This is a genomic window from Candidatus Desulfolinea nitratireducens, assembly GCF_982879505.1.
Window position 1 is genome coordinate 1 of sequence record NZ_CEYOSI010000003.1, and the last position, 13,696, is coordinate 13,696.

16 protein-coding genes are annotated in these 13,696 nt (G+C 49.7%); 8 read left to right on the forward strand and 8 right to left on the reverse strand.

The annotated features are described in order from the left end of the window. The 4 genes from AC3DOM_RS00395 to AC3DOM_RS00410 all read right to left on the reverse strand — a co-directional run. A partial coding sequence (locus AC3DOM_RS00395; protein WP_487917037.1) for a hypothetical protein occupies positions 1 to 660 on the reverse strand: 660 nt, incomplete at its 3' end. A 37-nt stretch (positions 661 to 697) separates the two neighbouring features. Next, on the reverse strand, positions 698 to 877 hold the full coding sequence (locus tag AC3DOM_RS00400) for a hypothetical protein (protein WP_487917038.1): 180 nt from the start codon (positions 875 to 877) through the stop codon (positions 698 to 700). A 12-nt stretch (positions 878 to 889) separates the two neighbouring features. Continuing rightward, complete coding sequence (locus tag AC3DOM_RS00405) at positions 890 to 1,792, reverse strand: sortase (protein WP_487917039.1); 903 nt, start codon at positions 1,790 to 1,792, stop codon at positions 890 to 892. 102 nt (positions 1,793 to 1,894) lie between these two features. Beyond that, positions 1,895 to 3,835, reverse strand: a complete 1,941-nt coding sequence (locus tag AC3DOM_RS00410) for an ABC transporter substrate-binding protein (protein ID WP_487917040.1) — start codon at positions 3,833 to 3,835, stop codon at positions 1,895 to 1,897. Positions 3,836 to 4,212: 377 nt separating this feature from the next. Here AC3DOM_RS00410 and pdxS point away from each other — a divergent pair, with 377 nt between their 5' ends. Genes pdxS through AC3DOM_RS00425 form a run of 3 tightly spaced genes read left to right on the forward strand, consistent with a single transcriptional unit; the run spans position 4,213 to position 6,720 of the window. Beyond that, positions 4,213 to 5,100 carry a pyridoxal 5'-phosphate synthase lyase subunit PdxS gene (gene pdxS / locus AC3DOM_RS00415; RefSeq protein ID WP_487917041.1) on the forward strand — a complete coding sequence of 296 codons (888 nt, stop codon included), beginning with the start codon at positions 4,213 to 4,215 and terminating at the stop codon, positions 5,098 to 5,100. A 43-nt stretch (positions 5,101 to 5,143) separates the two neighbouring features. Beyond that, on the forward strand, positions 5,144 to 5,728 hold the full coding sequence (gene pdxT, locus AC3DOM_RS00420; RefSeq protein WP_487917042.1) for a pyridoxal 5'-phosphate synthase glutaminase subunit PdxT: 585 nt from the start codon (positions 5,144 to 5,146) through the stop codon (positions 5,726 to 5,728). A gap of 50 nt (positions 5,729 to 5,778) precedes the next feature. Further along, complete coding sequence (locus AC3DOM_RS00425) at positions 5,779 to 6,720, forward strand: hypothetical protein (protein WP_487917043.1); 942 nt, start codon at positions 5,779 to 5,781, stop codon at positions 6,718 to 6,720. Positions 6,721 to 6,806: 86 nt separating this feature from the next. Here the strand turns inward: AC3DOM_RS00425 and AC3DOM_RS00430 are convergent, their stop codons facing one another. From AC3DOM_RS00430 to AC3DOM_RS00445, 4 genes are all read right to left on the reverse strand, one after another. Next, positions 6,807 to 7,013 (reverse strand): immunity 17 family protein, encoded by a 207-nt coding sequence (locus AC3DOM_RS00430; protein WP_487917044.1) that lies wholly within the window; start codon positions 7,011 to 7,013, stop codon positions 6,807 to 6,809. Next, positions 7,010 to 7,216 carry a hypothetical protein gene (locus AC3DOM_RS00435; protein ID WP_487917045.1) on the reverse strand — a complete coding sequence of 69 codons (207 nt, stop codon included), beginning with the start codon at positions 7,214 to 7,216 and terminating at the stop codon, positions 7,010 to 7,012. The genes AC3DOM_RS00430 and AC3DOM_RS00435 overlap by 4 nt, the downstream gene beginning before the upstream one ends. 94 nt (positions 7,217 to 7,310) lie before the next feature. Next, on the reverse strand, positions 7,311 to 7,538 hold the full coding sequence (locus AC3DOM_RS00440) for a hypothetical protein (RefSeq protein ID WP_487917046.1): 228 nt from the start codon (positions 7,536 to 7,538) through the stop codon (positions 7,311 to 7,313). A 432-nt stretch (positions 7,539 to 7,970) separates the two neighbouring features. Continuing rightward, positions 7,971 to 8,294: a hypothetical protein gene (locus AC3DOM_RS00445; protein ID WP_487917047.1), complete on the reverse strand. Its 324-nt coding sequence runs from the start codon at positions 8,292 to 8,294 to the stop codon at positions 7,971 to 7,973. A gap of 193 nt (positions 8,295 to 8,487) precedes the next feature. On the opposite strand from AC3DOM_RS00445, the gene AC3DOM_RS00450 reads away from it, so the two are divergent. From AC3DOM_RS00450 to AC3DOM_RS00470, 5 genes are all read left to right on the forward strand, one after another. After that, a complete protein-coding gene (locus AC3DOM_RS00450) occupies positions 8,488 to 8,994 on the forward strand; it encodes a winged helix-turn-helix transcriptional regulator (protein ID WP_487917048.1) in 507 nt (168 codons plus the stop codon). A gap of 40 nt (positions 8,995 to 9,034) precedes the next feature. Beyond that, positions 9,035 to 10,039: an NAD-dependent epimerase/dehydratase family protein gene (locus AC3DOM_RS00455; protein WP_487917049.1), complete on the forward strand. Its 1,005-nt coding sequence runs from the start codon at positions 9,035 to 9,037 to the stop codon at positions 10,037 to 10,039. A 311-nt stretch (positions 10,040 to 10,350) separates the two neighbouring features. Beyond that, on the forward strand, positions 10,351 to 11,310 hold the full coding sequence (locus AC3DOM_RS00460) for a GDP-L-fucose synthase family protein (RefSeq protein WP_487917050.1): 960 nt from the start codon (positions 10,351 to 10,353) through the stop codon (positions 11,308 to 11,310). A gap of 115 nt (positions 11,311 to 11,425) precedes the next feature. Beyond that, entirely contained in the window at positions 11,426 to 12,283 is an 858-nt protein-coding gene (locus AC3DOM_RS00465) for an ABC transporter permease (protein WP_487917051.1), read from the forward strand. Between the two features lie 93 nt (positions 12,284 to 12,376). Next, positions 12,377 to 13,645, forward strand: coding sequence for an ABC transporter ATP-binding protein (locus AC3DOM_RS00470; RefSeq protein WP_487917052.1), 1,269 nt, complete (start codon positions 12,377 to 12,379; stop codon positions 13,643 to 13,645). Positions 13,646 to 13,696: the final 51 nt, after the last annotated feature.

Genomic DNA, 13,696 nt, shown 5'->3' on the forward strand with positions numbered 1-13,696 from the left:
GGGGGTGTCGGTGGTTACATCGTCTTCGTTCTCGAATACTGCATAAGGAACATCCATGCCTCGGATATTAACGAATTCGGCATTGGGCTTGCTGAACTCAGCCCAGTCATCATCTTTATAGAGAAGCTCCAGCTTATCATCAGGGAGACCATGCTCGAGGATGCTATCCGGTCTTTCAGGATTGAAGCGACGCCTATTCTTGCGCAAGGATTCTTCGAAAGGTACGCTCACATAAACGATCGCGGCGCGCTCAAGGATGCTCTCATCAAGATGCGGAAGGGCCTCGGTATAGCCACCATGTTCGCTGCCGCGCGAGAATTCGATGATCAGCGTATGTTCGTCGTGATAATTTTCTATGCGCATGCGTTTGGGAACCTCAACATTAAAACGTTCGATCAGCAAATGCCAGAGATACTTATGTTTGAAGAACCCTTCTGAATCAGTATGCAGGCGTGGTTGTCCAAGAATATTTTCCAGGATATGGTCTTCTTCAAACCATGCCCAGAGCATCGGGAAATCATCCAGAAAATCCAGTTTGCCAATATGAAACCGATTGTGACGGTTTTCGTCAGTACTGCGCCTCAGATAGTTTATGATCTCACTTTTTCCTGAGGCCGGGCGCCCGATCAGGATGATGATGTCAAAAGTGTTTTTAGTCATCTATATTCTCGGACAACAATTTTTTATCAAATCTTTGCTAAAGGATGAAGGATAATACGATCAACACTGCCAGGAACATGCCCGCCAAAAGACCGATCCTCTTTAGATCATTCTTGATTTCTGTGTAATCCGGGTTGAATTCTGCTGCGGTGCGTGAGGGGCGGACAGAATTGATCGGTTTTCTTCCATTTGTTTTACGGTTGCTTTTTTTAGCCATTTTCTACTCCTGTTAATTTATTAAGTTTGCAAAGACAGCGATTCGTTGGGTATCTATCAGATAAGGGTAGCAAGAAATCAAAGTTGTGGTCGGATTGCTGGTTGCAGCCATCACCTCGACCTGTGTCGGCTCGACGATCACTGTTCCGCTGACCTCATAGATATATTGGCGCTTCTGCGTGAAAACGGAAATTTCATCGCCGGGCTGTAATTGATCAAGATAGCGGAATATCTCTCCATAAACATCATTATGCCCGGATAAGACCATATTCCCGGTCTCCCCAGGATTGGCTGAACCCAAGTGTTGAGCTACGCCCTTCTTCAACTGCTCCCAGCCATCGCCCTGCACGATCGGTGCATCCACGTTGAGGGCAGGGATCTGGATGCGGATGGCTTGCTCCGGGCTGGAGGGTGGGATGGGCAGATCTTTGAGCGACTGCACCATCGGGCGGAGATGATCCGGGATCTCTGCTTCGTTGGGACGCGTGTTCCCGTTTGTGTCTGGAGGAGTATGCCCCGAGGGGAGTACCACTGCCATCACAAGCGGAGTTGGCGCCATCGTTGGCTGTTCGAGCGCGGAGGCAAATTCGGCGTTCAGATCACGCAGAATGCCGAATCCGCTCAGGATAATTCCGATCAACCCAAGTACAGCGATCACTTCAACAGCAAGAAGGAGACGATCAGCCCAACTTTTTCGGGCAGATTTCTCAGTGACGGGGGCAAGTTCCTCTTCAGATGTTTCGATAACGGGATTAATATCCAACTCGGCAGGTTGATTCGAGGCAAGCTGAACTACCCGTCCCGTTCGACGATAATGCTCAAGTCTATCCTGACGCACGTTACGCCGCTTTTCCATCAATAAGCGACGGAGTTCTCCTATGGTCAGGTCTTCAGGTGATTTTGCTTTTCGTCTCATAGTTTCGGCTTGGGATTATACCGCTTTTTTGCCCTCACCCCGTCCTTGCTTCGCTCGGACTCCCCTCTCCCGCGCGCGGGAGAGGGGTTGGGGGTGAGGGCGCTATTGTGCGCAATTTCCATAATCAAATTCTTCAATATTCCAGAGGGGGCTTGCCACGGTGGCATCCAGAGAAAAACCGCATAGATCGGGGCGGGAAGCGGCGACGCGAAGATAAGGATAAAGAGGGATGGCAGGAAGCTCCTCGGCATAGATGACGAAGGTATCCTGATAATTTTCCCTGAAGAGAGGCTCATCGGGCAAGCTAAAAGAGGCTTGATCGCAGGCTTTATCATAGGCCTCATTGCTGAAGCCACTGATATTTTCACCGCGCCAGCCATTTGCCGGATTGGGGATGGATGCTGTGCTGAACCAATCACAGTGTGGGATATTGCCTTCAGTACCCATTGCAAATTGTGCAAGGTCGAATTGACGGCCAAAGAGGAGCCCATCTGGTCCAGCTGCGTAGAATTCTTCTGGGGCGAGGAAATGCAAATTGACGCCAATCCCACATTGTTGCAGGGAGCCGGCGAGGATTTCACTGACTTGTCTGCGTTGGATGGAAGTGGTTGTCAGATAATCCAGTTCAAGGCGTGTACCTGTCGGTACGTCGGTTACGTTAAGGGCCGTACGCGGGGTGGATGGGTCATTGTCAAGGTCTTTCCAACCGATTTCATTAAGCAGATTGGTCCCCTCATTGAGATCAAATGAATAGAGATTGTGATCCGCTGTAACCAGCGGATGCTCGTTGGGGATATAGTTATCGGGGACGGTGGCAAGACCGTGCAGAACCGTATCTACAACTGCCTGGCGATCGAGGCAATAAGCGAGCGCCTGTCTTGTTTTGGGATCGCTGAGGAGCTTGGGACGGTCGTTGCCAGAGATGATTCCGTCGTCGTGGCTGGAGGGGTTGATCCCGATGTGAAGACTCTCCATCGACATCTTTTCAGTTGAATAGAATTGTATTTGTCCAGCCTCTTCGAGTTGCTGGAGGAGGGCAACCTGCCCATCAAGAGGGATGCTGGGATCGAGGAGATCACATTCGCCATCAAGGAGCGCAGCGATGGCGGTATTTTGGTTGGCTATAAAACGAAAGTTGATCACATCCAGCTTGGGGAGGCCCTCATCTGCCCGATAATAAAGGGGGTTTTTGACGAGACGAATACCTTCGGCGGGTATCCATTCATCCACCACGTAGGCACCCCAGCCAAGCGGGAACCGAGAAGCGACATCCGCATCAAGCAACTCGGTAGCGGTGAATACGCTCCAGAAATGGTAGGGCATTGGGGTCCAAAAATTGGTCATATAGCTATTATCGCGGTACCCGGGCAATCCCCGCCAGGTGACGGAGTTGGGATCGGCGGCTTCGTAGGATTCTGTTCGCTCAAGGAGATATTCGGAAGTTACCTCCCTGCTGGCGATGGCGAGATCAAAGGCATACACAGAATCGTCAGCTGTGAGAGGTGCACCATCGGCCCAGCGCATATCGCCCAAAAAGCTGAAGTTGACGACCATCTCATCCATCTCGAGGTTCATATCCTTTTTGTAGGTAATGATGCAGGATGTTGTTTGACAGCCCGCAGGATAGACGCGAATGCCTTCGATCAATTCGATTAAATTTCCTTCGGCATCAATGACCCAATCTCCCTCGGAAACCGGGACAGAGATGATGCTTGCGTCATCCTGTGCAAGGGAGGGGACTCTCTGGAGGCTGACGGGCTGGTAATCATAGTTGCGGCTATCGAGAGGGCCATCGTAAATTGCTTCAAGGACACTTATTGCAGCGGGGTTGGGATTATCGTGAATATAGAGGGTGTTTGGCTCATGACCGAGGCAAATTGTCAGTTCGCGGATGGGCTTGGGCGTGGCAGTGGCTGCGTTAGCAGTGGGAGCAGGCACGAGTGGAGTAGAGGTAGGCGTTGCTTCAGTTGAAGGGGAACAGGCAGAAAGAAATAGCCCTATAAAAACTATCCAGAAAAATATCCTTTTAGTATCTAGCAACATAAGTCCTCCGAAGGCCCAAATCTCCCTTGATTGTAATCTGATTTTATCTGGTTGTGGAAAGATCAGATTTTTGGGGAGCACTTAAAATACGAAGAATTCTTGATAATGCCCCCCTTTGTCCCCCTATTTTTGTATTTCAAAATGGGGGGAATTGCTCTGCCCCTCCTCTCGCGAAGCATCCTTTAGGGTAAATTCCGTTTTTAGAATTTGGGGGCATCCTTCGGATATGCTACACGAAGACTGGGAGGGGGCTTGTGAAACACACATCAATTTATGAACTCCCAAATTCCATTCCCACGATTTCTGTTTGAGGTGTAAAATAGCCTCCGCTCAGTGGTAGAATCGAAATAGCTTTTTTGGTAATTGGAGGTTCTGATATGGAAGAAAAAACAGGTTCTTTTGCTCTAAAAAAGGGATTGGCTCAAATGCTCAAAGGTGGCGTGATCATGGATGTGGTTACCGCCGAACATGCGAAGATCGCAGAAGATGCAGGTGCTTGCGCCGTGATGGCGCTGGAACGTGTTCCTGCTGATATCCGCGCAGATGGCGGTGTTGCCCGGATGAGCGACCCCGATATGATCCTTAGCATTATGGATGCAGTCAGCATCCCGGTAATGGCGAAAGCCCGGATCGGGCATTTTGTAGAGGCACAAATCCTTGAATCCCTGGGGATTGACTATATTGATGAGTCTGAGGTTTTAACGCCCGCTGATAAAGACTATCATATTTATAAACATGATTTCAAAGTTCCCTTTGTCTGTGGCTGCCGCAATCTTGGTGAAGCGCTGCGTCGCATCGGCGAGGGCGCTGCAATGATCCGTACCAAAGGCGAGGCCGGCACTGGCGACGTGGTTGAGGCTGTTTATCATGCCCGCACCGTATTGGGCGAAATTCGCCGTTTACAAAATATGCCCATTGAAGAAGTGATGACTTACGCCAAAGAGATCGGCGCACCTTTTGATGTCGTCATGGAAACCCGTGAACTTGGTCGGCTGCCCGTGGTCAATTTTGCAGCGGGTGGCATCGCCACTCCCGCAGACGCAGCCCTGTTGATGCAGGTTGGTGTGGACGGTGTTTTTGTCGGCTCTGGTATCTTCAAATCTGGCGATCCGGCCAAACGTGCCGCTGCCATTGTCAAGGCGACCACCCACTATAACGATCCCGGCATTCTTGCCGAGGTCAGCAAAAATCTTGGTGAAGCGATGGTCGGCATCAATATCTCATCCATGCCCGAAGAAGACAAACTCGCCGGGCGGGGTTGGTAATCGTTATTCGTAAGGGCGGGTCTCAGACCCGCCCCAACAACTTATGAAAATTGGGGTACTTGCCTTACAGGGCGATTTTGCAGAGCATATCGTGATGCTATCGAAACTCGGCGCAGAGACGGCTGAGATCCGTTTGCCTGCGCAATTGGATGATCTGGATGGATTGATCATCCCGGGTGGGGAATCGACCACGATGGGCAAGCTGATGGTCGATTACGACCTGCTCGAGCCCTTGCGTGAATTTGGGCTTGCCCACGCTATCTGGGGCACCTGTGCCGGTGCGATTCTGCTCTCAAAAGATGTCCGCCGCGACCAGCCTCTGCTGGGATTGATGGATATCACTGTTGAGCGGAATGCCTTTGGGCGCCAGGTGGATTCTTTTATCGCCGCTCTGGATATCTCCACGTTGAAGCAAGCCTCAGGTTCAGGTACGGACGAACCCTTCCAGGCTGTTTTTATCCGCGCGCCGATCATTGAGTCAGTCAATGGAGATACGGAGATTCTCGTATCCCTCCCGGACGGAAAAATCGTGGCTGCACAACAGGGCCATCTGCTGGCGACATCCTTTCACCCCGAATTGACCGGAGATACCCGTTTTCATGAGTACTTTTTATCTTTGGTGAAATAGCCCCCCTCTTTCCCCCCTTTTTGTAGAAAAGGGGGATGTAAGGAAGAATAATGCCCCCACGTTCTCTTGAACTATTCGATCTGCCTTTGCTTCACAGGTATAGGGATGAGGCAATTTCCCTGGATAGTCTGCGAGAATTAACACGGGGCAACCCATTGCGTGCGGCGAATTTTCTCGCGCATCTTGACCCCAAACAGCGAATTTATACAGGAATTGCCAATGAGGGGGAAGACCCCGCCATGCTGGGATGTGTGATCCAAAAAGAAGGGGAGAGCTTTGCCCATCTGACTTATCTGGCGCCAACCAACTTATTATACGAAAATCAGGCTCCGATCCCCCTGCTTGAGCATCTCGCCGCGCAGGCAGGGAAGTGGCAGGCGCATCAGGTATTGGCTGAGATCGATGAAGAGAGTTTTCTCTTTCAGCCCTTGCGCCAAAGCGGATTTGCTGTTTATGGTCGTCAACGAATTTGGAATTTGAGCGAGGTTGCCTCATCCACTGATTCTCCCCAACGCTGGCGAAAGAAAAAGGATCTGGATTTGATCCCCATTGGCAGTTTGGAAAGACAGATCGTCCCGCCCTTGCTGCAACCGATCGAGACCTTTGTCAATTCCTCTTCAGGAATGATCTGCCAGGCAGATGAGTTATTGGCTTATATAGACGTGACTTATGGGCCGCGTGGCATTTTTCTACGCCCATTGATCCATCCAAATACAGAAGATATACGCGAAAAGCTGCTTTCCCTTTTGGCGAATTTATCCAATCGCCGCGACCGACCGGTTTTTATATGTGTACGCTCCTACCAGGCCTGGATCGAGAGCATTCTCGAGGAGATCGGAGCCAGCGTGGGGCCACGTCAGGCGGTGATGGTGAAATATTTGGTCAATCCTGTTCGTGAGGGGAAAACGCTTCCAGCAAATGCAGATAAAGCCTGGGCGAATCCAGCCTCGCCGATCAATGGTCAGAGCGCTGTTGTTGAGCCCGATAAGTAGCTGGCGATCATTCGATAAGAGAAACCCTCCGAAATTTCAATTCCCGGAGGGTTTTTGTGTATTGGTGAGGGGATATTAACTGGTTTTTATCCGATAATTCCTAATGAGAAAAGAGTGCCGATGACAATCAGAACCGTCCCCAACAGGATATAGAAAACCCTGGCACCATTTCTTCCGATCAATTCTACCCACCTGATTGCCTTCCTGTTTTCCATGAACCAATCCCAATTTCCAATTGCACCGATGACCGCATAGAGGCCAGCCAGTATCAGAATAATACTTGTGAGGTTCATTGAGATGCTCCTATGTTATTTCGATAATTTTTGAATAAGATTACCCCCAAAACGGGAAGTAAGGCTTTCAATCCCAAACCGATCAGGATGTGATAGTTCAATAAGAATCTGGAGAGAATGCCGTTGTTGATCAGATAGAGAATCGACCACAAGCCTACAGGGATATTGATAAAAAGGCTTACGATAAGTCCGGGGCTATTCATCTTCCTGGCATGCCTCTTTTTCTGCGTTATATGTCAGCGGCTGAATAATAAAACCATCCAAACAAAACTAGCTATCCTGCCTTTGCGTGTGCCATCAATACACCACTCGATCTATCTCCTCTATTTGGTCAATTAAGCCATCAAACCAACCCCGCGTTTCTGCTCCCATCTCCTCTGTACTCCGCTCATGAAAACGCATCACCTTCATTTTCAGATCCTCGTGGTATACAAATTTCCCTTGCCCGGCCCTCAACCGGAAACTCAACTCCAGTCGAATACTCGAATTATCACTATGAAACAACTTTCCTGTTTCTTGCAGCATCGCAACCCTCAGATACTCCCAATCTCCAGCGATTCCCTTTAGCAGGGACTTTCTCAGTCTAAAATTTATATGTGGATATTTCCTTGCAGATTGTGGGCGATTATTACTGTGCCCCTCACAGATCCCAACGAGAATAAATGCCTTGAGTTTATTCAATCTCTCAAGCCAATCATCCTCCAGGTTCTTATCGACACAGAAATCCCTCCATCGTCGTTCGTATTCTTTACATATTTTTTGTGAGGATTTTTTCCTCGTATTTACCTTTCTCATAAATCACCTCGGTTTTGTGTGGCTGGCTTATTGATCGCTAATTCGTTATTTTGCGGCATCAATCGCCTGTTTTAACCTTTTAGATTGGTTGGTTCCAAGACAAATGATGTTGCCGTTTTTGAGAATGATTTCCACCGCAGCGCCTGGGGCGATCGCATAGAGCTATCCCCCGGGAATGGACTTCACGCCCCAAAAGTAATACCAGGGATTGACTACTTCCCGGGCTGAATGTATCTCACTTAGTGAATATGATTTCCGAATTACGCTTATCCCGAACCAGAAATTGAGTTCCCCTTCGGATATCTCAATGGTAAAAGAGTAGAACAAGGCCAGTCCCAGGTGATAAATGTACGTTATTAAAATAGCAGTTGCCAATCGACCTTCAGCGATTATTTTTAAGGCGACAACCGAAATCAACCCGCCAGTTGCCAAAAAAACAGCAAACATCAAAGTGCCAAATTGGGTGTGACTATATTCAGCTTCCATCCGTATTACCTTGACTTTGAAGCAGGGAATATGAGCGAGTGAAGATTCTCTTGAAGGCGTCGAACCAGCCAGCCGCATGCCGTCTAACGAGTTCTACTCATATTATTATAGTGCAAAACACTACGATCTATCCTTTTATCAACTTGCACTCCCGCCTTTCTGCGTTATAATTCAGCCACTGAATTATAAAATTATGCAAACAGAATCCCAACGCGAACTCTCCCTGCTCGAGCAGATCGAGCAAGATCCCGATATTACCCAGGCCTCTCTGGCCAGGCAACTAGGCGTAGCTGTCGGGACGGTCAACTGGCATATTAAACGCCTGATCGAAAAAGGCTATGTCAAGGTCAGGCGGGCCGAGCGTAAAAAACTGCGCTATATCATCACTGCAGAAGGCATCGCCCTGCGCGCCCGGCTGACTGTCGACTATATTGAGCAATCCTTCAATCTCTACAGACGGATCCGTCAACGTGTGCAGGAGCAATTGGATGTCCTCAGCGCAGCAGGCTACGCCCGAGTTCGGATCAGTGGCAATGGTGAGATCGCCGAGGTTTGCAAGCTGACCTGTCTGGAAAAAGGCATCGAAGTGGTGGAGGATGAATCTGCGCCGCTGCTTGAAATCCGTGGGATGAAGATTTTGTTATTAAACACAAAGAGCACAAAGGTTCTCAAAGGAAAAAACAAAAGGCTTTTCCTTTGAGCTTTCTTCGTGACCTTCGTGTTTGAATTTGGATGAAGAAATGGATAAACCAAATCATATCGTTATCACTGGCGGAGCGGGATATATCGGTTCGCTCCTGACCTCCGAGTTGCTTCGGCTTGGATACAGAGTCACGGTCCTCGACGCGCTGCTCTTTGGCGGCGAATCGTTGGTGGCAAATCTGGCGCATCCCGAATTTCGCTTCGTCAAAGCCGATGTGACCCAACCACGCGCCCTCCTCGACGCTTTACGCGATCAGCCCCAGGCGGATGCCCTTGTTCATCTCGCGGGCATTGTTGGCTTTCCGGCCTGTCAGGCGATCGGTCGCGAGGCGGCCTGGCGATATAACGTCGAGGCTGTGGAAAGTGTTTACGAGCAATCAGCAGGTTTGGGCGTGGAGCGATTCGTCTTTTCATCCACGTATAGCAATTATGGCCTGGCGAAAGACGGCGCGCCCGTCAACGAGACGACTCCACTTAATCCCAAGTCGCTTTATGCTGAAACGAAGGTCGCAGCAGAAGAATTTTTGCTTGCTCAAAATGATATTGCCCCACTTATCTTCCGTTTTGCAACGCTCTACGGGATTTCGCCCCGCACTCGTTTTGACTTGATCGTCAACCAATTTGTCCTGGAAGCTTTCACCAAGCGTGAGTTGATCATTTATCAGCGTGGTTATTCGCGCTCTTTTATCCACGTACGCGATATAATTCGCGGCATCATTTTGGGGTTAGAAGCGCCGCTTGAGAAGATTAGCGGTCAGGTTTATAACCTGGGGACGAATGAGGGCAATTTGACAAAGGATGAGATCGTTGGGCTGGTGCTGAAGCGCCTGCCAGAGACGATCGTTACCTACAAGGATCTGACCTTTGGCGGCGATATGCGCGATATTACCGTCTCCTTTGAGAAGATCAAACGGGAGTTTGGCTTTGAAGCGACCCTGACCCCAGACGATGGCGTCCGTGAGGTTTTATTTGCCCTTCAGAGCGGATTGATCAAAAAACCGCAGGATGGGCGTTATCGGAATGCAAGGTTTATTGTTCAATAAAAAAACCTTTAACACAAAGGTCACGAAGGGACACGAAGGAAAAACAAAAAAAGGTAGATGTGCATTGCATCTTCGCGTAGCAGATGCGTTGCACGTCGGTTTAGAAAAAAACAGTACAGTCTCTGAGCGGAGACGAAGGGTAGCAAGTCGAAGTCGGCAGTACCCGATAGGGTGAAGAGCGGCTTTGCAAAGAAACCGTCCTTCACTCTGTCGAGTACAGGCGACTACAGACTCACGAGCAGTCGCCTTCCGCACACACCGTCCCGGTATCCTTCGGGAGGAACTGGGTAGCTTATAAATTGGAGATTCATATGGAAAACTTTTGGACAGGAAAAAAGGTAGTTGTGACCGGTGGGGCAGGCTTTCTCGGCTCTTTTGTGATTGAAAAGCTAAAGGAGCGCGGCGCGACAGATATTTATATCCCGTTGATCGAGGAATACGATCTTACTAACAGTAATGATGTCTCTCGTCTATATGATACGACTCTCGAGGGAATTGACCCCGCTAATATGGTTGTCATACACTTAGCTGCCAATGTCGGCGGGATTGGGGCCAACCGTGAGCGCCCGGCCGAGTTCTTTTACGATAACCTGATGATGGGCGTCGAGTTAATCCACCAGGCCTGGCAGCGTGGGGTGGGCAAGTTCACCGCGATTGGGACAGTGTGCGCATATCCGAAGTTTACCCCAGTCCCCTTCAAGGAAGAAGACCTGTGGATCGGCTATCCTGAAGAGACCAATGCTCCCTACGGCCTCGCCAAGAAGATGCTCCTTGTCCAGTCGCAGTCTTATCGACAGCAATATGGTTTCAATTCGATCTATCTTTTGCCGGTCAATCTTTACGGCCCGCGTGATAATTTCAATCTGGAGACATCCCACGTCATCCCGGCCCTGATCCGCAAGGCCATCGAAGCACAGGAGCGCGGTGATAAAGAGTTGGTCGTTTGGGGCGACGGCTCTCCGACCCGCGAATTCCTTTACGTGGAAGATGCCGCAGAGGGCATAATCGTGGCGACTGAAAAATATAATGATTCCGAACCTGTTAATCTCGGCTCTGGCTACGAGATCCCGATCAGGGATCTGGCTGAGATGATTACTCGCCTGACCGGATTTGAAGGAAAGCTTGTTTTCGACACTGAGAAACCCAACGGACAACCACGCCGAGGTTTGGACGTTAGCCGTGCAAAAGAATATTTTGGCTGGCAGACACAGGTCTCCTTTGAAGAAGGCATGCGCCGAACAATCGAGTGGTATCAGGAAAACAGAGAGTAGTCTTTGAAAAAGAAATTAAACACATTACCCTTTCAGGCACAGGCGAGCATAAAGATTCTCTAGTGGTTTTGCTTTTCACTTTGTGAACCTTTGAGTCCGTTGTGTTTAGAAAAATATGACAAAAACAGAATTAGCTACAACCACTCCCCAAAAAGAGATGCTCACCATCCGCCCGCCGAAGGGCTGGATCTCGCTTAACCTGCGTGATCTTTGGCTTTATCGTGAGTTGATCACCTTCCTGACGTGGCGCGATATCCTTATCCTCTACAAGCAGACCTTGCTGGGCGCCAGTTGGGCGGTTATCAATCCGATCGTCAACATGTTGGTGCTGGAATTCATCTTTGGCAACCTCGCCCAGATGGATACTGGTGGTATCCCCGGACCGATCTTCCGCTACACCGCACTGCTCCCGTGGATGCTATTCTCCAAAGCCCTCTCCAGCTCAGGACGCTCGATGCTCACCAATCGCGGGCTGATCACCAAGATCTATTTTCCGCGGCTTGTCATTCCTCTCTCTTCGGTTCTCAGCGGCGTCGTCGATTTCGGCATCTCCTTCCTTGTGATGATCGGAATGATGATCTACTATAAAGTCACCCTGACCTGGGCGATTTTGGTGATGCCTCTGCTGGTTGTGATGACGCTGATCGTTGCCCTTGGTGTTGGGCTCTGGCTTTCAGCGCTCAATGTCCTCTATCGGGATGTCGGATATATCCTCCCAATGATGACCCAGCTCTGGCTCTTTCTCTCGCCGGTCGGATATTCCTCTGCATCCATCCCTGAGAATTTGCAATTGCTCTATGCCCTCAACCCGATGACGGGTGTGATCGAGGCTTTTCGTTGGGCGATGCTCGGCGATGCGACCGCGACCCTCGGTTTGCAGGTCGTTATATCAGCAGTTGTGGCGCTGATCGTCCTCGTCAGCGGACTCTATTTCTTCCGACGTATGGAACGCACCTTTGCGGATATGATCTAGATGTGATGCGTGAAAAGTGACACGTGAAAGAATCACCCATCACTCGTCACTTTTCACCATCCTTACGAAATACTTTTTACACATATAAATCTTATGACAATCGCTGTACATGTAGAAAATCTTGGGAAACGATATAAAATTGGTACCGCTCCGCAGAGTCGTGGAAATTACAATACCCTGCGCGATACGATAGCGAACACCTTTTCGCGCCAGAAACGTCTTGAGGCCAAAAAGCCTGACAATATTATCTGGGCAGTCAAGGATATTTCCTTTGACGTGGAGCAGGGTCAGGTTTTGGGTATTATCGGCCATAACGGCGCAGGGAAAAGCACCCTGCTCAAATTGCTCTCTCGTGTTGTCGAACCAACCGAAGGGATGATGCAATTGCGTGGACGAGTGGGATCTCTCCTCGAAGTTGGCACAGGTTTCCACCCCGAATTGACCGGACGCGAGAATCTCTATCTTAACGGTGCCATCCTCGGGATGCACCGCGCTGAGATCGACCGTAAATTTGATGAAATTGTCGCCTTTTCAGAGGTGGAAAAATTTATCGACACCCCTGTCAAGCGCTATTCCTCGGGGATGTATCTGCGTTTGGCCTTTGCCGTTGCCGCGCATCTCGAGCCGGAAATCCTTGTTGTGGATGAGGTGCTCGCTGTTGGCGATGCCGAGTTCCAGAGAAAATGTATCGGCAAGATGAATGATGTCGCCGAGGCTGGTCGGACGGTGCTTTTCGTCAGCCATAATATGTCTGCTGTTTTGCGCCTGACGGATGAATCGATTGTGCTGGAAAAAGGAAAAATGATCATGCGCGCGCCATCCGCTGAAGCAGTCGATTATTATCTTTCTGCCGGACATGCGCGGGCTGGGGAAAAAATTTGGGACGAGGCAGATATCCCTGTCACGGCAGCACCTTTCAGTCCACGGGCGATCCGCATAGTCGATAATCGCGGAAACGTCGTCGAGACGATCCGATCCACTGAAGAATTTACGCTTGAATTTGAATATCAACTCGATCAGCCGATCACTGGTTTACGCATTGGAATCTATCTATATTCTGCACGCGGTGAGCCGGTATTTACATCCTTCGATACCGATGATCCGAAAATGTTCAATACCCATACCGAGCGCAAGGCCGGGCAATATATAAGCCGTTGCGTAATTCCCCCCGATATGCTAAATACAGGGCGTTACACCTTGGGCGTGAACGCCAGCTCGTACCGTATTCGTCGCTATTTTGCGGAGGAGCGTACCCTTGAGTTTAACGTCGATCCTGCTGGCGCGCCGGGAATGCATTGGTCTGAACCGCGAATCGGTACAATCCGCCCGCGTTTGGATTGGAAGATTGAGAAGGTTGATTAAATTTGGTATATAGAATGCTAGAAAAAACAGCTAAACACAAAGAGCACAAAT

Bases quoted from the DNA above. Each gene is read 5' to 3' on its own strand.
- AC3DOM_RS00425 (WP_487917043.1), top strand. From the start codon at position 5,779: ATGCCCCCACGTTCTCTTGAACTATTCGATCTGCCTTTGCTTCACAGG.
- pdxT (WP_487917042.1), top strand. From the start codon at position 5,144: ATGAAAATTGGGGTACTTGCCTTACAGGGCGATTTTGCAGAGCATATC.
- AC3DOM_RS00470 (WP_487917052.1), top strand. From the start codon at position 12,377: ATGACAATCGCTGTACATGTAGAAAATCTTGGGAAACGATATAAAATT.
- pdxS (WP_487917041.1), top strand. From the start codon at position 4,213: ATGGAAGAAAAAACAGGTTCTTTTGCTCTAAAAAAGGGATTGGCTCAA.
- AC3DOM_RS00405 (WP_487917039.1), bottom strand. From the start codon at position 1,792: ATGAGACGAAAAGCAAAATCACCTGAAGACCTGACCATAGGAGAACTC.
- AC3DOM_RS00400 (WP_487917038.1), bottom strand. From the start codon at position 877: ATGGCTAAAAAAAGCAACCGTAAAACAAATGGAAGAAAACCGATCAAT.
- AC3DOM_RS00435 (WP_487917045.1), bottom strand. From the start codon at position 7,216: ATGAATAGCCCCGGACTTATCGTAAGCCTTTTTATCAATATCCCTGTA.
- AC3DOM_RS00450 (WP_487917048.1), top strand. From the start codon at position 8,488: ATGCAAACAGAATCCCAACGCGAACTCTCCCTGCTCGAGCAGATCGAG.
- AC3DOM_RS00410 (WP_487917040.1), bottom strand. From the start codon at position 3,835: ATGTTGCTAGATACTAAAAGGATATTTTTCTGGATAGTTTTTATAGGG.
- AC3DOM_RS00460 (WP_487917050.1), top strand. From the start codon at position 10,351: ATGGAAAACTTTTGGACAGGAAAAAAGGTAGTTGTGACCGGTGGGGCA.
- AC3DOM_RS00465 (WP_487917051.1), top strand. From the start codon at position 11,426: ATGACAAAAACAGAATTAGCTACAACCACTCCCCAAAAAGAGATGCTC.
- AC3DOM_RS00440 (WP_487917046.1), bottom strand. From the start codon at position 7,538: ATGCTGCAAGAAACAGGAAAGTTGTTTCATAGTGATAATTCGAGTATT.
- AC3DOM_RS00430 (WP_487917044.1), bottom strand. From the start codon at position 7,013: ATGAACCTCACAAGTATTATTCTGATACTGGCTGGCCTCTATGCGGTC.
- AC3DOM_RS00445 (WP_487917047.1), bottom strand. From the start codon at position 8,294: ATGGAAGCTGAATATAGTCACACCCAATTTGGCACTTTGATGTTTGCT.
- AC3DOM_RS00455 (WP_487917049.1), top strand. From the start codon at position 9,035: ATGGATAAACCAAATCATATCGTTATCACTGGCGGAGCGGGATATATC.